24 protein-coding genes and 1 riboswitch are annotated in these 24,645 nt (G+C 72.9%); of the genes, 13 read left to right on the top strand and 11 right to left on the bottom strand.

Annotated features, from left to right (window positions below):
• Positions 1-87: 87 nt before the first annotated feature.
• The 3 genes from ACFYUS_RS35965 to ACFYUS_RS35955 form a co-directional block, all read right to left on the bottom strand.
• Positions 88-924 carry an SDR family oxidoreductase gene (locus tag ACFYUS_RS35965; protein ID WP_388861936.1) on the bottom strand — a complete coding sequence of 279 codons (837 nt, stop codon included), beginning with the start codon at positions 922-924 and terminating at the stop codon, positions 88-90.
• Between the two features lie 120 nt (positions 925-1,044).
• Positions 1,045-1,293 carry a type B 50S ribosomal protein L31 gene (locus tag ACFYUS_RS35960; protein ID WP_388861934.1) on the bottom strand — a complete coding sequence of 83 codons (249 nt, stop codon included), beginning with the start codon at positions 1,291-1,293 and terminating at the stop codon, positions 1,045-1,047.
• 123 nt (positions 1,294-1,416) lie between these two features.
• Positions 1,417-3,948 carry a SpoIIE family protein phosphatase gene (locus tag ACFYUS_RS35955; RefSeq protein ID WP_388861932.1) on the bottom strand — a complete coding sequence of 844 codons (2,532 nt, stop codon included), beginning with the start codon at positions 3,946-3,948 and terminating at the stop codon, positions 1,417-1,419.
• Positions 3,949-4,158: 210 nt separating this feature from the next.
• On the opposite strand from ACFYUS_RS35955, the gene ACFYUS_RS35950 reads away from it, so the two are divergent.
• The 3 genes from ACFYUS_RS35950 to ACFYUS_RS35940 all read left to right on the top strand — a co-directional run bounded on the left by ACFYUS_RS35950 (position 4,159) and on the right by ACFYUS_RS35940 (position 7,119).
• Positions 4,159-4,923 (top strand): alpha/beta fold hydrolase, encoded by a 765-nt coding sequence (locus ACFYUS_RS35950; protein ID WP_388861930.1) that lies wholly within the window; start codon positions 4,159-4,161, stop codon positions 4,921-4,923.
• Positions 4,924-5,072: 149 nt separating this feature from the next.
• On the top strand, positions 5,073-5,669 hold the full coding sequence (locus ACFYUS_RS35945; protein ID WP_388861928.1) for a hypothetical protein: 597 nt from the start codon (positions 5,073-5,075) through the stop codon (positions 5,667-5,669).
• A gap of 145 nt (positions 5,670-5,814) precedes the next feature.
• On the top strand, positions 5,815-7,119 hold the full coding sequence (locus tag ACFYUS_RS35940) for a phosphoribosyltransferase family protein (RefSeq protein WP_388861926.1): 1,305 nt from the start codon (positions 5,815-5,817) through the stop codon (positions 7,117-7,119).
• Here ACFYUS_RS35940 and ACFYUS_RS35935 read toward each other — a convergent pair.
• Positions 7,103-7,951, bottom strand: coding sequence for a transglycosylase SLT domain-containing protein (locus tag ACFYUS_RS35935; RefSeq protein WP_388861924.1), 849 nt, complete (start codon positions 7,949-7,951; stop codon positions 7,103-7,105). The two genes, ACFYUS_RS35940 and ACFYUS_RS35935, sit on opposite strands and share 17 nt — an antisense overlap.
• Positions 7,952-7,954: 3 nt before the next feature.
• A riboswitch (cyclic di-AMP (ydaO/yuaA leader) is annotated at positions 7,955-8,140 on the bottom strand.
• 352 nt (positions 8,141-8,492) lie between these two features.
• Here ACFYUS_RS35935 and ACFYUS_RS35930 point away from each other — a divergent pair.
• The gene (locus ACFYUS_RS35930; RefSeq protein WP_388861922.1) at positions 8,493-9,119 is read left to right on the top strand and encodes a hypothetical protein; all 627 of its coding nucleotides are present in this window, start codon (positions 8,493-8,495) and stop codon (positions 9,117-9,119) included.
• A 62-nt stretch (positions 9,120-9,181) separates the two neighbouring features.
• Here the strand turns inward: ACFYUS_RS35930 and ACFYUS_RS35925 are convergent, their stop codons facing one another.
• Positions 9,182-11,206, bottom strand: a complete 2,025-nt coding sequence (locus tag ACFYUS_RS35925; RefSeq protein ID WP_388861920.1) for a phosphocholine-specific phospholipase C — start codon at positions 11,204-11,206, stop codon at positions 9,182-9,184.
• Positions 11,207-11,363: 157 nt separating this feature from the next.
• On the bottom strand, positions 11,364-12,170 hold the full coding sequence (locus ACFYUS_RS35920; protein ID WP_388861918.1) for a DeoR/GlpR family DNA-binding transcription regulator: 807 nt from the start codon (positions 12,168-12,170) through the stop codon (positions 11,364-11,366).
• A 175-nt stretch (positions 12,171-12,345) separates the two neighbouring features.
• On the opposite strand from ACFYUS_RS35920, the gene ACFYUS_RS35915 reads away from it, so the two are divergent.
• The gene (locus ACFYUS_RS35915) at positions 12,346-13,269 is read left to right on the top strand and encodes an SIS domain-containing protein (RefSeq protein ID WP_388861916.1); all 924 of its coding nucleotides are present in this window, start codon (positions 12,346-12,348) and stop codon (positions 13,267-13,269) included.
• 39 nt (positions 13,270-13,308) lie between these two features.
• Positions 13,309-14,148 (top strand): ketose-bisphosphate aldolase, encoded by an 840-nt coding sequence (locus ACFYUS_RS35910; RefSeq protein WP_388861914.1) that lies wholly within the window; start codon positions 13,309-13,311, stop codon positions 14,146-14,148.
• A gap of 66 nt (positions 14,149-14,214) precedes the next feature.
• Here the strand turns inward: ACFYUS_RS35910 and ACFYUS_RS35905 are convergent, their stop codons facing one another.
• A complete protein-coding gene (locus ACFYUS_RS35905) occupies positions 14,215-14,661 on the bottom strand; it encodes a nitroreductase family deazaflavin-dependent oxidoreductase (RefSeq protein ID WP_388861912.1) in 447 nt (148 codons plus the stop codon).
• A gap of 170 nt (positions 14,662-14,831) precedes the next feature.
• On the opposite strand from ACFYUS_RS35905, the gene ACFYUS_RS35900 reads away from it, so the two are divergent.
• The 4 genes from ACFYUS_RS35900 to ACFYUS_RS35885 all read left to right on the top strand — a co-directional run bounded on the left by ACFYUS_RS35900 (position 14,832) and on the right by ACFYUS_RS35885 (position 18,601).
• Positions 14,832-15,626: an alpha/beta fold hydrolase gene (locus ACFYUS_RS35900; RefSeq protein WP_388861910.1), complete on the top strand. Its 795-nt coding sequence runs from the start codon at positions 14,832-14,834 to the stop codon at positions 15,624-15,626.
• A gap of 226 nt (positions 15,627-15,852) precedes the next feature.
• The gene (locus ACFYUS_RS35895) at positions 15,853-17,067 is read left to right on the top strand and encodes a S8 family peptidase (RefSeq protein WP_388861908.1); all 1,215 of its coding nucleotides are present in this window, start codon (positions 15,853-15,855) and stop codon (positions 17,065-17,067) included.
• Between the two features lie 137 nt (positions 17,068-17,204).
• Positions 17,205-18,053: a pyridoxal-phosphate dependent enzyme gene (locus ACFYUS_RS35890; protein WP_388861906.1), complete on the top strand. Its 849-nt coding sequence runs from the start codon at positions 17,205-17,207 to the stop codon at positions 18,051-18,053.
• Between the two features lie 14 nt (positions 18,054-18,067).
• Entirely contained in the window at positions 18,068-18,601 is a 534-nt protein-coding gene (locus ACFYUS_RS35885; protein ID WP_388861904.1) for a GNAT family N-acetyltransferase, read from the top strand.
• A gap of 35 nt (positions 18,602-18,636) precedes the next feature.
• On the opposite strand, the gene ACFYUS_RS35880 is transcribed toward ACFYUS_RS35885, so the two are convergent.
• Positions 18,637-19,884, bottom strand: coding sequence for a serine hydrolase domain-containing protein (locus ACFYUS_RS35880; protein ID WP_388861902.1), 1,248 nt, complete (start codon positions 19,882-19,884; stop codon positions 18,637-18,639).
• 281 nt (positions 19,885-20,165) lie between these two features.
• Between ACFYUS_RS35880 and ACFYUS_RS35875 the strand changes: the two genes are divergently transcribed.
• The 3 genes from ACFYUS_RS35875 to ACFYUS_RS35865 all read left to right on the top strand — a co-directional run bounded on the left by ACFYUS_RS35875 (position 20,166) and on the right by ACFYUS_RS35865 (position 22,976).
• A complete protein-coding gene (locus tag ACFYUS_RS35875; RefSeq protein ID WP_388861900.1) occupies positions 20,166-21,122 on the top strand; it encodes a GlxA family transcriptional regulator in 957 nt (318 codons plus the stop codon).
• Positions 21,123-21,241: 119 nt separating this feature from the next.
• Complete coding sequence (gene gap, locus ACFYUS_RS35870) at positions 21,242-22,240, top strand: type I glyceraldehyde-3-phosphate dehydrogenase (RefSeq protein WP_388861898.1); 999 nt, start codon at positions 21,242-21,244, stop codon at positions 22,238-22,240.
• 169 nt (positions 22,241-22,409) lie between these two features.
• A complete protein-coding gene (locus ACFYUS_RS35865; protein WP_388861896.1) occupies positions 22,410-22,976 on the top strand; it encodes a DUF4291 domain-containing protein in 567 nt (188 codons plus the stop codon).
• Between the two features lie 91 nt (positions 22,977-23,067).
• Here ACFYUS_RS35865 and ACFYUS_RS35860 read toward each other — a convergent pair whose 3' ends face one another.
• From ACFYUS_RS35860 to ACFYUS_RS35850, 3 genes are all read right to left on the bottom strand, one after another.
• Positions 23,068-23,598, bottom strand: a complete 531-nt coding sequence (locus tag ACFYUS_RS35860; protein ID WP_388861894.1) for a hypothetical protein — start codon at positions 23,596-23,598, stop codon at positions 23,068-23,070.
• An 18-nt stretch (positions 23,599-23,616) separates the two neighbouring features.
• The gene (locus tag ACFYUS_RS35855; protein WP_388861892.1) at positions 23,617-23,877 is read right to left on the bottom strand and encodes a hypothetical protein; all 261 of its coding nucleotides are present in this window, start codon (positions 23,875-23,877) and stop codon (positions 23,617-23,619) included.
• A gap of 540 nt (positions 23,878-24,417) precedes the next feature.
• Positions 24,418-24,645: heme-binding protein (locus ACFYUS_RS35850; RefSeq protein WP_388861890.1), on the bottom strand; the 228-nt coding region annotated here is incomplete at its 5' end.

Genomic DNA, 24,645 nt, shown 5'->3' with positions numbered 1-24,645 from the left:
GGGGCCAGCGCCCTCGCTCACCCGTCCGGCCGGGGCGGGGAGCGCGGTCCAGCGGACCCGCTTCCCCCGCCTCCGCCGTGTGCCCCCTCAGGCGAAGGCCGGCGCGTTCCGCTCCGCCCACGCCGAGAACGGCCGGGGCGCCCGCCCGAGCACCCGCTCCACGTCGGGGCTCACCCGCCGCTCGTCCGCGCGGGGCTCGCCCAGCACCGACAGCATCCCGTCGACGGCCTCCTCCGGCAGGAACCGCACCAGCTGCGCCCGCGCCTCGCCCGCGCTCTGCGCGACGAACTCCACCGGAGCGCCCAGCGCGTCGGCCAGCGCCCGCACCTGCTCGCGCGGCGAGACCGCGACCGGTCCGGTCAGGACGTACGTCCGCCCGCCATGCGCGGGATCGCGCAGCGCGACGGCCGCGACCTCGGCGATGTCCGCCGGGTCCACCACCGGCAGCGCCACATCGGCGAACGGCGCCATGACGGTACGGGCGGAGCGCACCGGCCCGGCCCAGAGGAAGGCGTTGGACGCGAAGCCGCCGGGCCGCAGCACCGTCCACTCGACACCCGACTCCCGCACCGCCGCCTCGAACGCGCGCAGGATCTCGTGCGACACCGAATCGGTCCGCGTCCCCGCCAACTGCGAGGACTGCAACACGATCCGCCGCGCCCCGCAGGCCACCGCCGCCGCCACGATCTCGCGCGGACGCAGCTCGTCCCCGAGCCCCCCGACGAGCAGATACACGGCCTCGGCACCCTCGAACAGCCCCTTGAGGCCGTCGACATCGGCCAGGTCGCCCTGTCGGTGCGTCACACCGGCGGGCAGGCCCTCGGCCGCACGGCGGCTCACCGCTGTGACCTCCTCGCCGGCCGCGGCCAGCAGCTCCACCAGCGGTCGTCCGACGTTTCCGGTCGCTCCGGTCACCACGATCACAGCTGTCCCCCTCCAGGGATCCGGTGGCGGAGCGCGAGCGCCCCGCCGTCTTCGTGACCTCATCCTGGAAGGCGAACCGGTCATCTTCTGGCCGGTTTCACGAGCTGGATCTCCCGGAGGTCAGTCCTCCTCGCCGAAGCGGCGCTGGAACTTGGCGATCTGGCCCTCGGAGTCCAGGGTCCGCGCCGTGCCCGTGTAGAACGGGTGGCTCTCGGAGGAGATCTCGACATCGACCACGGGGTACGTGTTGCCGTCGTCCCACTCGATGGTCCGGTCGCTGGTCGCGGTGGACCGGGTCAGGAACGCGTACCCCGCCGAGCGGTCACGGAACACCACGGGGCCGTACTCGGGCTGCTTGTCCTTCTGCACGTGTCCTCCTCGGGCTGCCGCCCTGGCTCGTCCGGCCTGATCGGCACGGCACCACCCAGCCTCCCCGTGCCCACGGCCCCCGACCAGCGCCACGCGCCCGACCGGGTGACGGCCCGGGAAGGCTCAACCGGTCTCCGCCCACCGCGCCGCGAGCAGCAGCGCGATGTCGTCCGGCCGGGACGTGGCGGCCCGGGCCTCCCGGATCAGCCGGTCGGCGGTGTCCGCGAGCGGCAGCGATCCCGTCGCGGCGAAAGCGTGGCTCAGCCGCTCGATCCCCTCGTCGATGTCGCGGCCCGGCCGCTCCACCAGGCCGTCCGTGAACAGCGCCAGGACGGCCCCGGGCTCCAGCCGCAGCCGCGTCAGCGGGTACGAGGCCCGGGCGTCGACCCCCAGGACCATGCCGCCCGCCAGGTCCACCTGCCGCGTCGTCCCGTCCGGCGTCCGCACCAGCGGCTGCGGGTGCCCCGCCCGCACCGCCCGCGCCTCACCCGTCTCCGGGTCGAGCAGGACGTAGCAGCAGCTCGCGAACTGCCCCGGGTCCAGGTCGATCAGGAGCCGGTTGGTGCCCCGCATCACCTCCTGCGGCCGATGGCCCCCCAGCGCGAACGCCCGGACGGCGCTGCGCAGCTGCCCCATGGTGGCCGCGGCCGCCACACCGTGCCCCTGCACGTCGCCGATCACCAGGGCGAGCCGCCGCTGGTCCGTCTCGATCACGTCGTACCAGTCGCCGCCCACGTCCATGCCCTGCGTGCCCGGCAGATAGCGGCCCACCGTGTCCACACCGTCCCGCACCGGCAGCCGGTGCGGGAGCAGCGCGTCCTGCAGCCCCCGCGCGACCGCCGACTCCGTGTCGTACCGCTGCGCCCGCTCCAGGGCCTGCGCGATCAGCCCCGCGAGCGCCGTGAGGACGGTCCGCTCCTCCGGGCTGAAGCCGCGCGGCTCGTCGAAGCCGAGGATGCAGGAGCCCACCGGCCGCCCCGAGGCGATCAGGGGGAGGAAGGCCCGCGCACCCGAGTGCGCGTCCATCGGAAGGTCGGGATACGCCCGGCCCAGCTGTTCCATGGACTCGAAGAAGAGCGGTCTGCCGGTCGTCAGGGTCTCCACGCCCGGCATCCGGGTGTCCAGGGCCACCCCGTCGAAGGGTTCGAGGAAACCCGGAGGGAAACCCGTCTCCCAGGCCAGGTAGAGGCGCCGGTCGCTCAGCAGGTAGATCGCCAGCTGCCGCCCGCCGAAGGCCGGCAGCAACTCCTCCGTCACCACCGCCGACACCTGGCGCGCCGTCACCGCCTCGGAGAGCGCGATCGCCAGGGCCACCGGCCGGTACAGGGCCGCCGCCCGGTCACCGGCCGCGGACAGGACGTCGTCCGTCCTGCGGGTGTGCGCCGCGTCCGGCGCGCCCCGCGCCGGATCCTCCTCCGGGACCAGCACCATCGTCACCCCGTCCCGGCCCGGATGGAGCGAGACCGACAGCCACCGGCCCCGCTCCGGCCGGGCCAGGAAGCGCACCGGCTCTCCGGAGAGGAGGGCGGCGCGCAGTTGCTCCTCGTGGAAGGGATGGCCGAACCAGGGCAGCGCCTCCCACAGCGGCCGGCCCGCCAGTGCCCCGCGCGGCCGGCCCAGCAGGCTCTCGGTGCGTTCGTTGACGTAGGTGACGCGGCCGAGCCGGTCGATGGCCAGGATCGCCCGCGGCAGCCGGTCCGTGGCGTCCGAGCCGACCAGACCCGTACCGAGGTCCACGAGGGTGCCTTCGAGCCGCCCGCCGCCCGGGGGACCCGTCCCCGGCGCGGTCCGCCGTGTCCGCGCGGACACCTCGAGGAGGTGCAGGCCGCCGTCCGGGCCCTTCAGGCGGATCCTGCGGACCGACGGCCCTCCGTCCGTCCCCGTCGCCTGCCGGGCCGCCGCCCACAGCGCGTATCCGTCCTCGGGGTCGAGGAGGGACGTCAGCTTCTCGATCGAGCAGGGCGAGGAGATGCCCGCGCCGAGGATGGCGAGGAGCCCGTCGTCCAGCGTGACCGTGCCCGTGTCCAGGTCCCAGGCGAAGGAGCCGAACCGGACCGGGGGGCCCGAACCGATGGGCAGCTGCACGCACACCGGGTCGCCGGGCCACTCGACCTCCGTCCCCTGCCGGGTCAGGTCCGCCAGGGCCTCGCCGAGGCGGAGCGCGCCCCGCGTCATCCGGTTCCGGTCCCGGGCGTCCACCGGCATCCCCGGGGTCGGCGCCCGCAGGGCCACGAGCACGCCGAAGCGCTCACGGCCGGCGACCACCGGCGCGTACAGCGAGGCGAACGGGAAGGGGAGGCTCGCCACCAGCTGCGGGAACCGCCGCATGGCCTCCTCGACGTCGGGGAGGTGGACGGACTGCCCCGAGCGGTGCGCCTCCGCGACGGGGAACGGCCGGTTCGCGTGCATCCGCCACCACGGACGGAACAACGACCCCGGGAGCCCCACCAGGACCGCCATCCTCAACAGCCCCGGGGTGCCGGAGCGCAGGTACACCCCGCCCGCGTACCCGCCGACCTCCTCCACCGTCGCGAGCGCCGCCTCCGCCAGGGCCCATGTCAGCGCGCCGGAAGGAGGCCCGTCGTCGGCTCCGTTCCCGGACGGAAGCCCGCTGCCGCCCGCCGGGCCGTGGCCGGACGCGCCGTACGAGGTCACACAGACAGCATGCGCCCGAGGCGAAAGAGGCCGCATCCCGGACCGGGGGCGGACGCGTCCGTGGGCCGGCGGCGCCCGCGGCGCGCGCGTTCGACACGCTCCCGCGCGCCCCGCCGGACGGTGTTGACCCCACGCGTCCGTGCCGTCACACTCGGTCGTCGACCGCCGCCGTCGGCGCGCGGCGGCACGACCTCGCGAGCAGGGGGCACGATGACGGGCCAGGTTCTTCCGTACGACGTACACGGCGAGGGGCCCGGGAGGGCCCTCGTCCTTCACAACTGGTTCGGCGACCGCACCAGCTTCGCTCCGCTGCGCGCCCACCTGGACGGCGCCGTCGGCACGTACGCCTTCGTCGACTGCCGGGGCTACGGCGATGCCCTCGACCGCGCGGGCGCCTACACGATGGAGGAGGTCGCGGCCGACGCGCTCGCGGTCGCCGACGACCTCGGCTGGGACGACTTCTCCGTCATCGGCCACTCGATGGGCGGCAAGGCGGCCCAGGTGATGCTCCTCGACGCCCCGGACCGGATCCGTTCGCTCATCGGCATCTCGCCGGTCTCCGCGGCCGGCCTCCCGCTCGACGGGGAGACCTGGGAGCTCTTCGCCGGAGCCGCCGACGAACCGGCCAACCGGCGCGCGATCATCGACAACACCACCGGCGGCCGCTACGACGACGCCTGGCTGAGCGCGCTCGTCGACCGTTCCGTCACCCGCTCCTCCGCGACGGCCTTCCGCGCCTACCTGGACTCCTGGTCCCGCACCGACTTCCACGAGCGCGTCCGCGACAACCCCACCCCCGTCCTGCTCGTCGTCGGCGCCCACGACCCCGCGCTCGGCGCCGAGGCGATGGAGGCCACCTGGCTGCGCTGGTACCCCAACGCCCGCCTCGAAGTCCTCAAGGACGCCGGTCACTACCCCCCGGAGGAGACCCCGCAGGCCCTCGCCGAGGCCATCGAGGCCTTCCTCGGCGCCTGAGGGAACCCCGTCCCGGGTCTCATCCGAAGGTCGTCGGAACCGACGACTTTCGAGGACAGTGGCGGGGCCCCTCGCTAGTGGATCATCGTGCTCACGACATCGCAGGGCGGTCTTCCCGGGACCGTCCACGACCGGCAGGAGCACGACCGATGGGCCTCGCACAGTCTCAGCACCGCTTTCTCGTACGGCAGAAGGTGACGCTGATGGCCAACCGGTACCTGGTGCACACCATCGGCCCGGACGGCAAGGAGGACGAACTCGTCGCCTTCGCCCACCAGAAGAGGATGGCGCTCAAGGAGCACGTCACCTTCTACACCGACGAGTCCAAGCGCCAGGTCCTCTTCACCTTCAAGGCCCGCCAGGTCATCGACCTCGGTGCGACGTACGACGTGTTCGGCGCCTCGGGCACCCGACTGGGCAGCTTCCGGAAGGACTTCGGCGCGTCCCTGCTGCGCAGCACCTGGCACCTGAGCCGGGAGGGCGAGGGGCGGGAGGCCACCGGGCAGGAGCGGAACGAAGTGGTGGCGCTGCTGCGGCGCGCCTGGGAGTTCCTGCCCTTCACGGACCTGCTCCCGTTCGTCGTGCCGTACCACTTCGACTTCACCGAGGGAGGGCGCTCCGTCCTGTCGGTCGACAAGCTGTTCGGGATACGGGACCGGTACGTGCTCGACATAGCCGACCCGGAGCTCGACCGGCGGCTCGCCCTGGCCCAGACCGTGGCCCTCGACGCCCTGCAGTCCCGCTGACCGGGCCCCGGTCCTCCCGGAGCACCCGCTGATCGAGCCCTCCCCGTCGACCCGCCCGTCGCGTCTACCCTGGAGGGACGGGCAGGGAACGGGACACGGCGTCCCTCCCCGCGCCCGGGCCGCGTGGACGGAAGGGCGGCGGACCATGTTCTTCAGCGATCGCAGTGACGCGGGGCGGCAGCTCGCCGCCCGGCTCGACCACCTCAAGGGCCATGACGTCGTGGTCCTCGGGCTCCCACGGGGTGGCGTGCCGGTGGCGGCGGAGGTCGCCGACGCCCTCGACGCGCCGCTCGACATCTGTCTCGTACGGAAGCTGGGAGTGCCCTATCAGCCGGAGCTGGCGATGGGGGCGCTCGGGGAGGGCGGCGTGCGGGTGCTCAACGAGCGGGTGCTCCGGGAGACCCGCGTGAGCGACCGCGACCTCGCCGCCGTGGAGGAGAGGGAGCACACCGAGCTCGACCAGCGCGCCCTCCGCTACCGGGGCAGCCGGACGCCCGTGCCGCTGGACGGGCGGACGGTCGTCGTGGTCGACGACGGGCTGGCCACGGGCGCCACGGCGCTGGCGGCCTGCCGGGTGGTCCGCGCCCGGGGCGCCGCACGGATCGTGCTCGCGGTTCCGGTGGCGCCGAAGGGCTGGACGGCCCGCCTCGGCGGCGAGGCCGACGAGACCGTCAGCGTGCACGCGCCGGAACTCTTCTTCGCGATCGGGCAGTTCTACCGGGACTTCTCGCAGACCCCGGACGCCGAGGTCATCGCCTGCCTGGACCGGAACAGGGCCGCGCGGGTCCCCGTCGTGCGGGACACGGACGTCCGGATCCCGGTCGACGAGGTCACCCTCGGCGGACGCCTCGCGGTGCCCGAGGACGCGCGCGGGATCGTCCTGTTCGCGCACGGCAGCGGCAGCAGCCGCCACAGTCCGCGGAACCGGGCGGTCGCCGCGGCGCTCAACCGGGCGGGCCTGGGGACGCTGCTCTTCGACCTGCTGACCGAGGCGGAGGCGACCGACCGGGCCCATGTCTTCGACACCCCGCTGCTCGCCGGGCGGCTCGCCGGGGCCACGGAGTGGCTGGCCGGGCGGCCCGAGAGCACCGGGCTCCCGCTCGGGTACTTCGGCGCGAGCACGGGCGCGGCCGCCGCGCTGTGGGCGGCGGGCGATCCCGCGTCCCCGGTGGGCGCCGTCGTCTCGCGCGGCGGCCGGCCGGACCTCGCGGCCGAGCGCCTGGCCCAGGTGCGCGCCCCGACGCTCCTGGTGGTGGGCGGCGCGGACGCGCTGGTCCTGGACCTCAACCGGCGGGCCCTGGCCCTGCTGCGCTGCGAGAACCGGCTCTCCGTCGTGGGCGGCGCCGGCCACCTCTTCGAGGAGCCGGGCGCCCTGGAGGAGGTGGCGGCCCTCGCCACCTCCTGGTTCGCCGAGCACTTCCGGCGTGCGGGGATCAGTACGCCGAGTTGACGTTGTCGATGGAGCCGTAGCGGTCGGCCGCGTAGTTGCAGGCGGCGGTGATGTTGGCGACCGGGTCGAACAGGTCCATGGACGTGCCGGGCACGTGGTAGGCGAGGAAGGTCGGCTCGATGACCTGGAGGAGGCCCTTCGAGGGGGTGCCGGCGACGGCGTTGGAGTCCCAGAGGTTGATGGCCCGGGGGTTTCCGGAGGACTCGCGCATGACGTTGCGCAGGATCCCGTCGTAGGTGCCGGGGATGTTCTGCTGGCCCATGATGGCCAGCGACTCCCGGATCCAGCCGTCGAGGTTGTCGGCGTAGTTCGTGGCGGCGACGGCCGGGACGGCCGCCGCGGCGGAGGCGCCCGTTCCGGTGGCGACGGCGGGGGCGGCCGACCGGTGCTCGGAGCGGCTCGCCCGCTCGGTCGTGGCGGACTTCTTCGCCTGCGCGGGGGCGGCCTTCGCGGAATCCCGACGGATCGTCAGTTCGAGACCGGGGTGAATGAGTGAAGGATTGTCACCCACGGCGCTCTTGTTGGCACGGTAAAGGCTCTTCCAGCCCCCCTGAATTCCCTTCTTGTGGGCGATCAGGGAAAGCGAGTCACCACTCAGGACGGTGTACGTGTGGACCGCGCTCGGGGCGGCGGGCGCCTTGACCACGATCGGCGCGGCGGGAGCGGCGACGGACTGGGCGGCGACGGCCGGGGCCCCGGCCACGGGCGCGGCACTGGCGACGGCTGGGACGATCAGCGGCAGGGTGAGGGCGGCGCCACCCGTGCCGACCAGGGCGAGGCCCCGGGAGATGTGGCCGAGGCGGGGACGGCGGTGCTTACCGTGAGCAGGCATGACAGGTTTCCTCTCCGGCGCCTGCGAGGTGAGCTGTCGGGTTCGGACGGGAGATGTCCGGCCGCGCGCACGCGGCTGCACCCCGAGCCGTTCCGGATTCCGGACCGGCGTATTCGTGGGTCCCCCGCTCCTGCCGTCGGGTGAAAGTGAGGTTTACCGAGCGGCGGCAGGATTGGGCGTTCCGCTCGAATGGAGGTGACCGTAGGCCAGTAATGCGACGGATAACAAGACGAGCGGACCCCGGGAATGGGGAAATGGATCACGGAATTCGGGGAATTCAAGATCGATGCCGCGCCGGGGGTGTCGAACTTCCTTGTGCGGCATGGGGTGGGAGGAGGTGCCTCAGAGGCCCCGGGGCGGGCGAGTGAGTCGCGTCACGCGGACGGTAATGTCCGAATATGGGGTGTAATTCCGTAGTAGGTAAATAAGGGGGAAATCCCCGGGATCGGGCGTTCGGGCGGGTGGCTCGCCGGGAGGGTCAAAAGTCGCAAAACAGACATTTATCTTGAAAGATGGAGGGAACCGACTCAGGAGACACCTCATGCCGCCCTCCACCTCCCTGCTCAGCCCCGACAGCCTCGACCGCGAGGCGGCCGCCCTCTTCGAGAGCGCCGCCTGGCAGCGGATCGTCACGGACTGGACCGCCCCCGCGGTGCCGGGGCCGACGGCCCCCGAGGAGTCGCCGCCGGCGGAGGAGGGCTGGCGGGAACTGCTCAGCGTGCCGGTGGACCGGCTCGTGGCCGACGCGCTCGCCGCCCTGCCGCCGGAGCTCCCCGCCGAGCGCCGCATCCCGGGACGGCTCGGAGCCGTCCTGCCGGACCGGCTGCACATGTGGCGCCGCATCGGGCAGGCCGACCTGCGTCCCTCGGTCCACCTCGGCTACGCCCGCCTGGTGCTGGCGGAGTGGGGCTGGCAGAACGCCCCGTACAAGCTGCGCGACACCCGTGGCGCCCGGTGCCTCTGTGGCGCCCTCCTCGCCGCCCACCGCCTCGGCTACGGCAGCGCGGACACCATGAACGAGGCGGCCGCCTGGGTCATGACCGAGCTCCGGTCGCGGGGCTGGCAGGGGCTGATCGGGCCGTGGAACCGGGCCCCCGGCCGTACGGCCGCCGACGCGGTGGCCCTCCTCGACGCCACGGTCCGCCGCGCCGCGCACGCCGGCCGCTGACGCCGTGCCCGCGTGCCGGGCGGCGACCGGAAGGCCGCCACCCGGCACGCGAGGGGAGGGGGTCAGCCGCTGACGCTCGCGGCTCCGGTCTCGATGTGGCCGGTGTACCGGCGCGACCAGGTGCCGTCGATGTCGGCGAGGATCGTGAAGTCGTACCAGCCGCCGTTGTACGCCACCGCGTTGAAGAAGTCCTCGCGGCTGGAGTTCGCCGGCACCGTGTAGGTCCACGGCCCGTCCGAGCGGTAGGCGTTCGAGCGGATCGTGAAGGTGACGGGACCGGACGAGCTGTTCGTCATCCTGAACCACAGGGCCGTCTTGCCCGTCCCGCTCTCGGGCGCGAACCGGGCCGCCACCTCGACGTCCTTGCCCGCCTTGGAGGCGTCCCCGATGAACCGGCGCAGGAAGCGGTTGGGGCCCATCATCGAGATGTCGTACTTCCCCGAGCCCGAGCCGAGCCCGATGTTGAAGTAGTCGGAGGCCGTGGTGCCGGGGTCGACGGTGTACTGCCAGGCGGCCGTGTCCCGGTACTGGTGCGGATGGATCGAGAAGTGCGCCGACCGCTTGGCCTCCGCGCCCTGGTTCGCCATCGAGAACCAGGCCAGGATCTTGCCCGCGGCGCCGAACTCGAAGCGGTCGAGGTTGCCGTTCACCTGGTACGGCAGGGCGCGCGCCGGTCGCGTGCCGGACTCCTGCGCGGGCAGCGCGTTGTTCTGGGGCGCCGGGTTCGGCAGCGGGCCGCAGGTGGCCTGCCCGATCACCTTCGCCGTCGAGGGAAGGCCGGCGGGCACTCCGTACACCGGGTTGGCGAAGTCGAAGACACCGGTCAGATCGCCCGTCACCTTCCGCCGCCAGGCGCTGATGTTGGGGCAGGCGGCCGGGGTGCCGAGGGCCGCCGTCCAGGTCTCCATGAAGCGCAGCACCGAGGTGTGGTCGAAGACCTCGGAGCTCACCCAGCCGCCCCGGGTCCACGGGGACATGACAAGCATGGGGACGCGGAAGCCCAGTCCGATCGGCACGCCGTCGAGGTACTCGCCCGCGGTGCCCGGAGGGGCGACCGGCGGCGGCACGTGGTCGAAGAAGCCGTCGTTCTCGTCGTAGTTGAGGAACAGCACCGTGGAGTCGAACACCTCGGCGTTCGCGGCCAGCGCGCGGTAGACGAGGTCGACGAAGTGGGCGCCGTCCCCCGGAGGGGCGTACGGGTGCTCCGAGAAGGCCTCGTTCGCGACCACCCACGACACCTGCGGCAGGGTGCCCGCGACGACGTCGGCGCGGATCGCCGCAGCGATGTCGTCCGGCGTCGAGCCGGTCGCCTTCGGGACCGAGCCCATGCCCCGGTCGTACAGCGGATCCCCGGGCTTCGCGTCGGTGAACTTCTTGAAGTACGCGAGACCGTTGTCGCCGTAGTTGTCCTGGGCGTTCTGGTAGACCTTCCAGCTCATCCCGGCGCGCTGGAGCGCCTCGGCGTACGTCTCCCAGGTGAGGCCCGACTCGTCGCCCCCGTCCTTGCTGGAGCCGTCGACCTTCCCGCTCCACAGGAAGGTGCGGTTGGGGCCCGTGGCGCTCAGCGTCGAGCAGAAGTACGCGTCGCAGATCGTGTAGTTGTCGGCGAGCGCGTAGTGGAAGGGGATGTCCCCGCGGTCGAGGTGGCCGAGCGTCCGGGTGTTGCCCACGCCCGTGACCCAGTTGTCGAGGCGCCCCTTGTTCCAGGCGGCGTGCTGCGAGGTCCAGCTGTGCGGCAGGTCGCCGTTGCACTGCGCGAGGGTCTCGCCGTCGACGCCGCCGGCGGGCGGGGTGTCGCTGAGCTTCCAGGGGTACTGGCGGCCGCCCCAGTTGGGCTGGTTGAACATGCCCCAGCCGCCGGGAATGTTGCCGGCGGCGCGGTCGCCGAAGCCCCGCACGCCCTTCAGGGTGCCGAAGTAGTGGTCGAAGCTGCGGTTCTCCTGCATGAGGATCACCACGTGCTTCACGTCCGTGATGGTGCCGGTCGCGGCGCTCGTGGCGGCGGACGCCTGGACCGGAGGCAGCGCGGCCCCCGCCATGAGCCCCGCGCCGATCCCGACGAATCCCCTGCGGCTGATGGGAATCATGCCCCGCCTCTCCTGTCACGGTGTGCCCCAGCGGCACGTCGGAGACATGATGGGGGAGGGGAGCGTAAAGGTATACGTCCGTGCGGTAATTACTGCATGAACACACAGAGGCCCGGAGATACCGAGCCTCCGATTGGTCCGAATTCAGACCAATGAGTCAGACGGCGAGGACCTTCACCCCGGCCTCGGTGAGCTGCCCGACCGTCTCCGGGGCGATGCCGGTGTCGGTCACGAGCAGGTCGATCCGGTCCAGACCGCAGATCCGCGCGAACGCCCTGCGGCCCATCTTCGAGGAGTCGGTCACCACGACGACCCGGCTCGCCCGCTCCGCGAAGAGCCGGCTGATGCTCGCCTCGTCCTCCTGGTGCGCCATCGCGCCGAGCTCGGGATCGACCCCGTCGACGCCGAGCACCACCACGTCGAGCACGACCTCGTTGAGCACCCCGACCGTCAGCGGGCCCACCAGCTCGTAGGTCTGGGGCCGGGCGACCCCGCCCGTGGTGACGATCTTGATCTGTGGACGCACCGCCAGTTCGCCCGCGATGTTCAGCGCGTTGGTGACCACCGTCAGCGCGGGGCCGGCCGGCGCCGCCGCTCCCGGAGCCTCGGTGCGCCCGCTCGCGAACCGCAGCGCGAGGGCCCGCGCGACCTCCGTCGTCGTCGTGCCCCCGTTGAGCCCGACGACCTCGCCGGGCGCGACCAGATCCGCCACCGCCTCGGCGATCCGCCGCTTCTCCGGCGCGTGTCGCGTCGACTTGTACCGCAGCGGCAGTTCGTACGAGACGCCGTGCGCGACCGCCCCGCCCCGTGTCCGTACGAGCAACTGCTGCTCGGCGAGCTCGTCCAGGTCCCGGCGGATCGTGGCGGCGGAGACGTCGAGCGCGGTCGCCGCCTCCTCGACCTCCAGCTTCCCCGAGGCCGCGAGCAGCTCCAGAAGCGTGTTCCACCGCTCGTGCTTGGACATGGGTCCCTCCCTCTGCCGGGGTCGTTCCCGCATGGCCGCCCCGCTCGTGCGCGCGTCCGATTCTAGCCGCCGACGGCCGCGGGATCTGGAAAGAGGATGCATATTTCTGCTTGAATAGGCGCGTCTTCAAGCATCTTCCGTCATCATCGCGCACTCTTCTTGCAAGGAGATCGGCATGACCACCACCCGTACCGCCGTGGAGATCGCTTCCCAGCCGGCGACCTGGCGCCAGGCGGCCCGCACCCTGCCCCAGCACGTCGCGGCCCTGCCCCGACGCGGCGAGCGGGTCGCGGTGATCGGCTGCGGCACCTCCTGGTTCATGGCCCTGGCCTACGCGGAACTGCGCGAGTCCGGCGGCCACGGCGAGACCGACGCCTTCGCCGCCTCCGAGTTCCCCTACGGCCGCCGCTACGACCGCGTCGTGGCCATCACCCGCTCCGGCACCACCAGCGAGGTCCTCGCCGTCCTGTCCCGGCTGCGCGGCACGGTCCCCACCGGCGCGATCACCGCCGACCCCACGACCCCGGTGATGGACCTCGCCGACGAGGTCGCCGTCCTCGACTTCGCCGACGAGGAGTCCGTCGTCCAGACCCGCTTCGCGACCACCGTGCTCGCCCTCTTCCGCGCGCACCTGGAGGCCGAGGACGCCCTCCCCGAGGGACTCGGCACCCTCGAGGACGCCGCACGCGATGCCGAGCAGGCGCTCACCTCCCCGCTCGACGAGACCGTGCGCACGGCCGAGCAGTTCACCTTCCTCGGCACCGGCTGGACCTACGGACTCGCCCTGGAGGCGGGCCTGAAGATGCGCGAGGCGGCCGGCGCCTGGACCGAGGCGTACCCGGCCATGGAGTACCGCCACGGCCCGATCAGCATCACCGGACCGGGCCGCGTGACCTGGGGCTTCGGCGCCCTGCCCGCCGGGCTCGCGGACGAGGTGCGCAAGGTCGGCGGCACCCTCGCCGAGAGCGGCCTCGACCCGCTCGCGGACCTCGTCCGCGCCCAGCGCCTCGCCGTCGCCGTCGCCGAGGCGCAGGGGCTCAACCCGGACACCCCCCGGAACCTGACCCGCTCCGTCGTCCTCACCGACGTCCATGCCTGACCGCCGCCCCGCACCCGCCCACCGCCCGGGAGAAGCACCATGCCGCTGACGCCCACCGACGAGATCGTCCGCCGCGCCCGCGCCGCGGGCACCGGGGTGGGGGCGTTCAACGTCCTCCAGCTCGAACACGCCCAGGCCATCGTGGCCGGCGCCGAGAACGCCGACCGGCCGGTCGTCCTCCAGATCAGCGAGAACACCGTCCGCTACCACGGTGCCCTGGAACCGGTCGCGCTCGCCTCCCTGGCCGTCGCCCGCGCCGCCAAGACGCCCGTCGCCGTCCACCTCGACCACGCCGAGAACCCCGACCTCGTCCGCGAGGCCGTCGCCCTCGGCCTGGGCTCGGTCATGTTCGACGCCTCGAAGCTCCCGTACGCGGAGAACGTCGCCGCGACCCGCGAGGTCGTCGAGTACTGCCACAGCCACAGCCACGGCGTCTGGGTCGAGGCCGAGCTCGGCGAGGTCGGCGGCAAGGGCGGCGCCCACACCCCGGGCGTGCGCACGGACCCCGAGGAGGCCCGCGCCTACGTCGCCGCGACCGGCGTCGACGCCCTCGCGGTCGCGGTCGGCAGCTCGCACCAGATGACGACCCGGGACGCCGTCCTCGACCTCGACCTGATCGCCCGGCTGCGCGCGGCGGTGGACGTCCCGCTCGTCCTGCACGGCTCCTCGGGCGTCGCGGACCCGCACCTCACCGAGGCGGTCGTGGCGGGCATGACCAAGGTGAACGTCTCCACCCACCTGAACAAGGCCTTCACCGAAGCCGTCCGCGCCCATCTCGCCGAACACCCCACCACGGTCGATCCGCGCCACTACCTGACCCCCGCCCGCGCGGCCGTGGCCCGCGAGGTCGCCCACCTCCTGGCGGTACTGACACCGTGACCGCCCCGCCCGGGCCTCCTGAACACCGTCAGGAGGCCCCGTGCGGCCGGCGGTTCCGGGTGCGTCCTACTCGTCCTGGACGACCGGTTCGGCGACGAACAGGGGGATCTCCCGGTCGGTCCTGCGCTGGTAGTCGGCGTAGTCCGGGAACGCGGCGACGGCCCGCTCCCACCACGCCCGGCGCTCCTCGCCCGTGACCAGGCGGGTCTTCATGTCCCACAGCCGCGTGCCGTCGCGCAGTTCGACCAGGGGCGTGGCGACCAGGTTGTGGTACCAGACGGGATGCTCGACCGCGCCGCCGTTGGACGCGACGAGCGCGTACGCGCCCTCGTGCTCGACCCGCATCAGCGGGGTCTTGCGGAGCTTGCCGCTCCTGGCGCCGAGGTTCGTGACCAGGACGACGGGGAGACCCCGCATCGTCGTGCCCTCGGTGCCGCCGGACGACTCGTACAGCTCGACCTGCTCGCGTACCCACGGCGTCGGGCTGGGCTCGTACTCGCCTTCGAGGGGCATGGTGGGCCTCCTTCCGGATGGCGGCCGGTGTCACCGGCCTGCTTGCCCCGACGCTATCCGACACCCCGTGCCGCGGGCGGCGGACGCCACGACCGGGGCGTTGTCGGTGCCGGCTCGTAGGGTTGCCCCCGACGGTAGGACAGCGGCGCGGCACAAGGGGAGAGTTCGGCATGCGGGAGTTGTTCCTGACGGGGGAGCAGGCGTACATCCGGTGGATCGACCTGCCGGGTGAGGGGCCCGTGCGGGTGTTCGTCCACGGGCTCGGGTGCACGGCGGCCTCCGACTTCGCCCACATCGCGGCCCGTCCCGCGCTCGGCGGCGGCCGGGCGCTCCTGGTGGATCTGCTCGGGTACGGGCTGAGCGACCGGCCCGCGGACTTCGACTACCGCATGGAGTCCCAGGCGGCCGCGGTGGCCGCCGTCCTCGACCACCTCGGTGTCACGGGGGTGGACCTCGTCGGGCACTCGATGGGCGGCGCCGTGGCGATCCATCTGGCGGCGGCCCGTCCGGACCTGGTCGCCCGGCTCGTGGTGGCCGAGCCGAACCTGTACGCGGGCGGAGGGGCGTTCAGCTCGCCGGTGGCCGCGCAGGACGAGGACGCGTTCGTGGCGGAGGGGTTCGCCCGGATGCTCGCCGGCACCGACCGCCCGGACTACGCCGCCCGGCTGCGGCTCGCCGACCCGCGGGCGGTCCACCGCAGCGCGGTCGCCCTGGTGGAGGGGAGTGTCCCCGCGCCGGGCGACCTGCTGGCCGGGCTTCCGGCGCCCCGGACCTTCCTCGTCGGGGAGTTGAGCCTGCCGGACGCCGACGCGGAGAAGGCGGCCGCGTCCGGCATACCGGTGATCGAGGTGCCCGGCGCGGGGCACAACCTGATGCTGGACAACCCGGACGGCTTCGCCACGGCCCTCGCGCTCGCCCTCGCGGACGCTCCGGCGACCCCGGTTCCCGGCCACCGGAGCGTCTGATCCAGCCAGGTGGGACCCCGTCGACGGGGGTTCGATTGCAGGCGTATGGCGGATGCATGACAAGACTCCAACTCCCTTGAGCCACGCCCCGTGGAGCGGCCAGGCTGCTGATCACGCCGGGACCGGACACACCGGTCCCGACCGTGTACGTGGCCCCACGTGCACCCCCCACAGTCGTGCCGCCCCACCTGTCGGGCGCGACGTCCATGAGGAGGACTCCCTCGTAATGGCACTCCCCACGACCAAGAAGACCCGCCTCGCCGTGACGGCCTCCGCCGCGACCGCCGCCGCCCTGCTCGGCACCTTCGCCGCCGTCCCCGCCCACGCGGCCCCCGCCGAAGGCACCGTCCTCGCGGCGGACTCGGCCGACGCGGTCCCCGGCAGCTACATCGTCACCCTCAAACAGGGCGCGGGCTTCAAGGCCGCCTCCGCCAAGGGGCGGAACCTGATAGCCGGCTACGGCGGCACGGTCCGCAAGACCTTCGGCTCCGCCCTCAACGGCTACACGGCCACCCTCGGCGCGACCGAGGCCCGCCGCCTCGCCGCCGACCCGGCCGTCGCGTCCGTCGAGCAGAACCGGATCGTCCGCGCCGACGCGACGCAGAGCAACGCGCCCTGGGGCCTGGACCGCATCGACCAGACCGACCTGCCGCTCTCCGGCACGTACACGTACCCCGACAGCGCCGGCAGCGGCGTCACCGCCTACGTCATCGACACCGGCGTCCGGATCACCCACTCCGAGATCGCCGGGCGCGCCGTGAACGGCTACGACGCCGTCGACGGCGACTCGGTCGCCCAGGACGGCAACGGGCACGGCACCCACGTCGCCACGACCATCGCCGGCTCCACCTACGGCGTGGCCAAGGCGGCGAAGATCGTCGCCGTCCGCGTCCTCGACAACAACGGCTCCGGCACCACCGCCGGAGTCATCGCGGGCATCGACTGGGCCACCGCCGACCACACCGCCGGCGCCCCCGCCGTGGCCAACCTCTCCCTCGGCGGCGGCGCCTCCACCGCCCTCGACAACGCGGTGAAGAACTCCATCGCCGACGGCATCACCTACGCGGTCGCCGCCGGCAACTCCGGTACCAACGCCTCCTCCTCGTCACCCGCCCGGGTCGCCGCCGCCCTCACGGTCGGTGCCACGAACAACACCGACGCCAAGGCCAGCTGGTCCAACTACGGCTCGGTCCTCGACCTCTTCGCCCCCGGCGTCTCCATCACCGCGGGCTGGAACACCAGCGACACCGCCACCAACACCATCTCGGGCACCTCGATGGCCACCCCGCACGTGGCGGGCGCCGCCGCGGTCTACCTCGCCGGCCACCCCTCCGCCACCCCGGCCCAGGTCGCCACCGCCCTGGTCAACGGCGCCACGCCCAACAAGGTGACCAGCCCGGGCAGCGGCTCCCCGAACCGCCTCCTGAAGATCGTCCCGTAGTACGGGGGCACGAAACGTACGGGATGCGGAACCGCCCCGGAGGCCGCCGGCTCCTCCGGGGCGGTCTCCCGCGCCCACCGGACGGTGCCGGGAGGATCGTCGACACCGTCCGGTCCCGGCCCCTTCAGGAACAACTCGTGCAGACCCTCGCGTACGCCGACGTCAGGACCGCCGCCGACCGGATCGGAGGCCGCATCCGCCCCGTCACGGTGACCCCCGCCGATCCCGGGGACGAGCCGTACACACTGCACCTCGCGTTGGAACTCATGCAGCACACGGGCTCCTTCAAGGCCCGTGGAGCGCAGAACTTCTCCTCGCCCACCGGGAGGAGGGCACCCTCCCGCCCGCCGGAGTCACCATCGCCTCCGGCGGCAACGCCGGCCTGCGCCTGCGCCTGCGCCTGGGCGGCCCGTCGGCAGGGCGTCCGGGCCGCCGTCTTCCTCCCCACCACCGCACCCCGGGTCGAGGTCGACAAGCTGCGCGGCCACGACGCAGACGTACGCCTCGTCGGGACGGAGTACGCGGAGGCGCTCGCCGCCTGCGAGGCGTTCGCGGCCGACAGCGGCGCCCTCGCCTCCCACGCCTACGACCACCTCCTGATCGCCGCCGGAGCCGGCACCCTCCTCGACGAGATCCACCGGCGGATCCCCGACCTCGACGCCGCCCTCCGCGCCGGACACCCCGTCGACGTGACGGTCGACTCCGTCGCCGCCGACTTCCTCGGCGCCCGCCGCACCTCCGCCCTCGCCGTGAACACCGCCCGGCACCAGGACGTCCACTCCGTCCTCGTCACGGACGCCGACATCGTCCGGGCCCGCCGGACCCTCTGGGACGACCGCCGCCTCGCCGTCGAACACGCCGCCACCACCCCGACCGACGGCCGCCCCGCCACCGGCTGCCGCCCGGCCCCGGGCGAGAAGATCTGCGTCGTCCTCTGCGGTGCCGACACCGACCCCACGGACCTCACCCGGCCGCCGGCGAAATGAGCCAGGATGGGGCCATGACCGAGATCCGTACCCCCCGACTCCTGCTCCGTCGCTGGAGCGACGACGACCTCCTCCCGATGGCGGAGATCAACGCCGACCCCGAGGTCATGCGGTGGATCGGCGACGGATCGGTCCGGGACCCGGAGCAGACCGCGCAGGCCATCGAGCGCTGCGAGGAGACCTGGGACGAGGAGGGCTTCGGGATCTTCGCCGTCGAGCTCCTCGCCTCCGGCGAGCTGATCGGCTTCGCGGGGCTCTCCGTGCCGGAGTTCCTGCCGGAGGTGCTTCCCGCCGTGGAGATCGGCTGGCGCCTGGGGCGGCAGTTCTGGGGCCGGGGATACGGCTCCGAGGCCGCCCACGCGGTCCTGGAGTTCGCCCTCCAGGACCGCGGGCTCGACCGGGTCGTCTCCATCACCCACACCGGCAACCGGGCCTCCGAGAACATCATGCGCAAGCTCGGCATGGTGCCGGAGCGGGAGACGAGCCACCCGGTCTTCGGTCTTCCCCTGCGGGTCTACGCCATCGACCTCACCGAGTACCAGGTCTGATCACCGGGACCCGTCGAGGACCCGCCGGGGAGCCGTCAGTGGCGCTCCGGAAGGTCCCGCTCCGCCGGCAGCGACGAGAAGTCACGGGCCGCGGGCGACGAGGCCGCCGCCTTCTTCCCGCCGCAGAAGGCCGCCTCCAGGGTTCCGCCGAGCGCCGTGTTGGCGGCGCCGTGGTTCGAGGTGTTCGCCATGGCCGACAGGCTGCGCAGACCGTCGCGGGTCGAGAAGGCGTACGTGTAGAAGCCCTGCACGGTACCGGTGTGCCCGTACACCCTGGTGCCGCAGGACAGGTCGTAACGGCGCAGGCCGAGACCGTAGAACCGGGTGCCCGTGGTGTCCGCCGGGGTGACCGTCGTCATCGCCTCCAGCATCGCCGGGGACAGCAGCCGGCCGCCCATGAGCGCACTGGTGAAGGTGTTCAGGTCGGCCGGGCTGGAGATGACGGCACCGGCGGACTGCGCCCAGGACACGGTCTGCTCCGTGGAGTCCACGAGCGGGTCGCCGTCCGCGTCCGGGTGCAGATACCCCCGTACGTGCAGGCCCTCGATGCGCGTGTCGGGGTGGACGTACGAGGTGTCGCGCAGCCCCAGCGGCTCGAAGACGCGCTGCTCGTACGCCTTGGACACCGGGCCGCCCGTGAGCTTCTCGATGAGCATGCCGACGACCACGAAGTTCGTGTTGGAGTACTTGTACGCCGCCCCGGGCCGGCCGGTGCGGGGCTCGTCCAGGGAGAGGCCGACGAGCTCCCGGTAGCCGAACACCCGGTTCCGTACGGCCTCGAAGCCCGGCACGGTGTCGGCGAACATGGCGTTCGTGTAGTCGGCGAGCCCGCTGCGGTGGGTGAGGAGGTGCCGGACCGTGATGCGGTCGTCGGGGAGCAGCCCGGGCAGGTACCGGTCGACGGGCGCGTCGAGCTCCAGCCGGCCCTCCTCCACCAGCTGCAGCAGCACGACCGTGGAGAACGTCTTGCTGACGCTCCCGATCCGGAACCGCGCGCGAATGTCCATCGGCGCCCCCGACACCCGGTCCCGGACACCGACCGTACGGCTCTCGACCCCTTCGGGGCCCGAGAACCGGGCCATCGCCCCCGGCGCGCCGTCGGCCCTGGCCGAGTTCAGCGCGGCGACCACACCCCCCATGTCGGGAGCGGGCGCCGAGGACGAGGCCGCGGCGGCGGGGGAGAGGGGAGAGGCCGACGCACCGGCGGCGGGCACGACACCCGCCGCGAGCGCGGCGATCAGGGTGGTGCTCACGGCCAGGCGGCGGTGCGACGACAGGGGCACGGTGACTCCTCGACTGCTTCCGGATCGTTCGGTACGGCACCCGGCGGGGCGGGCCGCGGGGCGGGGACGCGCCGCTGTCGCGCGGCACCTCCCGCGCCCAACGATCGAGTCCCGCCGTCCGAGAACGGCTCCTGACACGGGGACACGGTCCCGGACGGAGTAGTCCCGACCCGCCGTCGGGCGACCGCCTCGTACCGCCGCCCCCCCTGCGGGCCAAGCCGCTCACCGGCCCCGGACCGCCACTGACCAGCGGGGACACACGGCCGCGTACCCTCTTGGACGTGTCTGCCTCACGTCTCCACCGCGTCGCCGTCCTCGTCCTCGAAGGCGCGAAACCCCTCGACGTCGGAATCCCCGCGCAGGTGTTCACGACCCGGGCGAGCATGCCGTACGAGGTACGGGTCTGCGGCGCCGAACCCGGCGTCGTGGCCGGCGGCGACGGCCTGTCGTACCAGGTCGCCCACGGCCTGGAAGCGCTCGCGTGGGCCGACATCGTCTTCGTCCCCGGCTACCGCCATCCCGACCGCGAGGACCCGCCCCGGGCCGTCGTCGACGCGCTGATCGCCGCCCACGACCGCGGGGCGCGGCTCGCCGCCATCTCGACGGGGGCCTTCGCCCTCGCCGCCACCGGCCTCCTCGACGGCAAACGCGCCACGACGCACTGGCACTACGCACGGGCACTCGCGGCCAAGCGCCCCCTGATCCACGTCGACGAGAACGTCCTCTTCGTCGACGAGGGCCGCATACTCACCTCCGCCGGCGCCGCCTCCGGCATCGACCTGTGCCTCCACATCCTGCGCCGCGACCTCGGCATCGCCGCCTCGAACCACGCGGCCCGGCGCCTCGTCGCCGCCCCGTACCGCAGCGGCGGCCAGGCGCAGTACGTGCCGCGCAGCGTGCCGGAGCCGCTCGGCGAGCGGTTCGCCGCCACCCGCGAATGGGCGCTGCACCGGCTCGGCGAGCCCCTCACGCTGGAGATCCTCGCCCGGAACGCGGCGGTGTCACCGCGCACCTTCTCGCGCCGGTTCGTCGAGGACACCGGCTACACGCCGATGCAGTGGGTCATGCGTGCCCGCATCGACATGGCCCGTGAACTGCTCGAACGCTCCGAGCGGGGCGTCGAGCAGATCGCCGCCGACGTCGGCCTGGGCACCGGGGCGAATCTGCGCCTGCACTTCCAGCACATCCTGGGCACCACACCGAGCGAGTACCGGCGCACCTTCACGCAGGGGGAGTAGACGCTCCCGGGAGCGCTTGGCGCGATCCTTGCGGACCCTGGCGATCACGCCGCTGGTTGAGACCAGCGATCCGCGCGAACCTGGGTGGCGAATCAGAAGGTCGGAAGGGACACCCGCTCATGACTCGCATCGCCATCAATGGTTTCGGTCGCATCGGACGCAACGTGCTGCGTGCGCTTCTGGAGCGCGACACCGACCTCGAGGTCGTCGCCGTCAACGACCTCACGGAGCCCACCGCCCTCGCGCGGCTCCTCGCCTTCGACTCGACGTCGGGCCGTCTCGGCCGTCCGGTCACCGTCGACGGCGACACCCTCGTCGTCGACGGCCGCCGCATCAAGGTCCTCGCCGAGCGCGAGCCGGCGGACCTGCCGTGGGCCGAACTCGGCGTCGACATCGTCCTGGAGTCCACCGGCCGCTTCACCTCGGCCAAGGCCGCCCGCGCCCACCTCGACGCCGGCGCGAAGAAGGTCCTCGTCAGCGCGCCCGCGGACGGCGCCGACGTCACCCTCGCCTACGGCGTGAACACCGACGCGTACGACGCCGAGCTGCACACGATCGTCTCGAACGCCTCCTGCACGACCAACGCGCTCGCGCCCCTCGCGAAGGTCCTCGACGACCTCGCCGGCATCGAGCACGGCTTCATGACGACGGTCCACGCCTACACGCAGGAGCAGAACCTGCAGGACGGCCCGCACCGCGACCCGCGCCGCGCCCGCGCCGCCGGCGTCAACATCGTGCCGACCTCCACGGGCGCCGCGAAGGCCATCGGCCTCGTGCTGCCGAACCTGGACGGCAAGCTGTCCGGCGACTCGATCCGCGTGCCCGTCCCGGTGGGCTCGATCGTCGAGCTCAACACGACCGTCGCCCGCGACGTGACCGTCGAGGACGTCCTGGCGGCCTACCGCACCGCGGCCGAGGGCCCGCTCGCCGGTGTCCTCGAGTACTCGGAGGACCCGCTGGTCTCCGCCGACATCGTGGGCAACCCGCACTCGTCGATCTTCGACTCGGCCCTCACCCGCGTCGAGGGCCGCCACGTCAAGGTCGTCGCCTGGTACGACAACGAGTGGGGCTTCTCGAACCGCGTGATCGACACCCTCCAGCTCCTCGCCGCGCACTGACGACGAGCCGAACGGCCGGCTCCCCCTGAGCGGTGGGAGCAGACACCGTCACACGCCGACTCCCACCGCACGGAGTCGGCGTGTGACGCGTTTCGGAGGGGACCGCCGGGCGGGTCCCGCCCGGGAAAACCGTTCGCCCGTCCGTCGGCCGGATGACAGGGTGCGGTGCATGGCATCCCAGTACCAGATCCGTGCCGACTACGACGCCCGCACGATCGTGGTCTACCAGGCCTACTCGCCCGCCATCGCCGACGCGGCACTGCGTGCGGGGCGCTTCGTCGCGCCGTTCTCGTTCCAGCGGATGACTTGGATCAAGCCCTCGTTCCTGTGGCTGATGCACCGCAGCAACTGGGCCCGCAAACCCGGCCAGGAGCGGATCCTCGCGGTGCGGATGACCCGCGAGGGATGGGAAGAGGCCCTGTCCCGGGCCGTGCTGACGACCTCGGACCCGGCGGCCCTCGCACAGGCGGCCGTGCACGTCCAGTGGGATCCGGAGCGTTCGGCCCGCGGGGCGGCCCTGAACCACTACAGCATCCAGGTCGGGATCAGCCGCCACCTGATCCGGGCGTTCACCGACGACTGGACCGTGAGCCTCACCGACGTCACACCCCAGGTCCGCAAGGCCGCGACGGTGCTGCGGACCGGACGCGCCGCCAAGACCCAGGGCCTGCTCCCCACCGAGCGGGTCTACCCGCTGCCCCGGACACTGGAAGACCTCCTGTCCCCGGGACGATGACGGGCGGCCAAGAACTCTTGGCCGCCCCGACGTTCATCGTCCGCTTCTCACGTCGAAACCGTCCTGCGACGCTGTCGACGTCCGATGCGATTCAGTCGCGGTATTCCTCATCCGATGTTTCGGACAGCGTCCTCGGGATCTGCTCGATCGTCCAATCCTGACCGCCGTCCGCCAGGCCGTGGCGCGTGCAGCCGCGGAAGGGGTCATCGTGGGTGAGGAGTTCGTGCATCGCCTGAGCGGCACTGCTCAGTTCCACGGCGCAGTCGCCGGCGCCACGGTCGTCCAGCCCCTGGGCGACGTGCGCGAACCATTCCTCCTGGTCCGTCACGACGAAGTCCCAGCGGCCCGTGACGCTGATGCGTTCGGCGTCTCCGGACACCGGGCCGTCACCGAACTCGTTCCCTTCCCCGTCCTCGACCTGTTCCTCGTCCTCGAACAGGTCGGAGAACGGACTCCCCCAACCCGATGATTCGAAGGTTGCGTCGGAGTAACGCGCTGCGGCGACACGTACCCGCTCGATGACGTCGGCAGCCCTTCGCGGGGCCACTTCCTGCTCGGACATCACCTCGGCGTGTTCGGTCAAGGCAGCCACGAGCTCGTTCAGCGCGGCAGGGATACTCATGCGCTCGACACCTTTTCCTCAGGTCTGGTGCGACCAACCGGCGTGACTGGTCGTCTGTTCCCGCACGAACTCGGTGACCGTGTCGGACACCACCATGGTGCCGTCGCTGTCACGGGTGCAGGCGCGCCTGACCGCGGTGCCGGTGGGGTCCTCGGTCTGGGCGAGGGTGTAGCCGCCGGGCGACTCCTCCGTGGCGACCGGGCCATCCGCGTCGTACGTGAGGTCGAGGTCCGGGTGACGCCGTCGGCGGTGTCGGTGCCGACCGCGGCGTTGCCCCACCAGTCGTACTGGGTGGTGGCGGCCGGCGGTTGCGCCGGGTTTCCGCCGCCGGTGCGCCCGCTTTCGACGCCGGGGCGTGTCGTCACGGCCGGGTCCGGCCCGGCGAACTCGGTGACCGTGCCCTCGGGGTCGGAGAGGGGGAAGCTGCCGGTCACGCTCCCGGCGAGGGTCAGATCCTCCGAGCCGGGCTCCGGTGTCCAGCCGTTCCTGGCCGCGTTCGCGGTGAAGGAGGTCTCCTCGCCCCCCAGGTCCACCACGGGCACGGCCGTGCCCGAGCCCTCATGACCAGCGGGCTGTTCCTGCCGCCGCTGAGCGGCACCGGCCAGTGGTCGGCACGGTGCCGCCGGAAGTGAGCTGACCGGCCGGGATCGTCACCCGGGAGTCGGCCTCGGAACGGCGCCAGGAGGAGAAGACCTTGTCGTACTCACCCATCGGCCCCGGCGACCAGCGGCAGACGGCGGGCGGTGCGCTCGCCTTCGTTCGGCTGGACGAATCCGCCGGGACCGGTGCGGTCGGCGAGGGCTTCCTGCGGAGGACGCGTCAGCGCGGCAGCTCTTCGAGTGCGGTGGTGGCGAAGGAGTGGTCCTGTTCGGGGGCGCCGCCGCCGATGCCGATGGCGCCGATGAGGCGGCCGTCGCGGTGGACGGGGATGCCGCCGGCGATGAAGAGGAGCGGCTTGTCGAGGGCGGTGGGCAGGGTGTGGAACGGTCCGTCGGGCTTGACGAGGTCGGCGAGGTCGGCGGTCGGGGTGTTCAGCTGGAGGGCGGT

This window comes from Streptomyces sp. NPDC004284, from assembly GCF_042874035.1.
In the GTDB taxonomy this organism is placed as follows: domain Bacteria; phylum Actinomycetota; class Actinomycetes; order Streptomycetales; family Streptomycetaceae; genus Streptomyces.
This window is presented reverse-complemented; position numbering and strand designations above follow the sequence as displayed.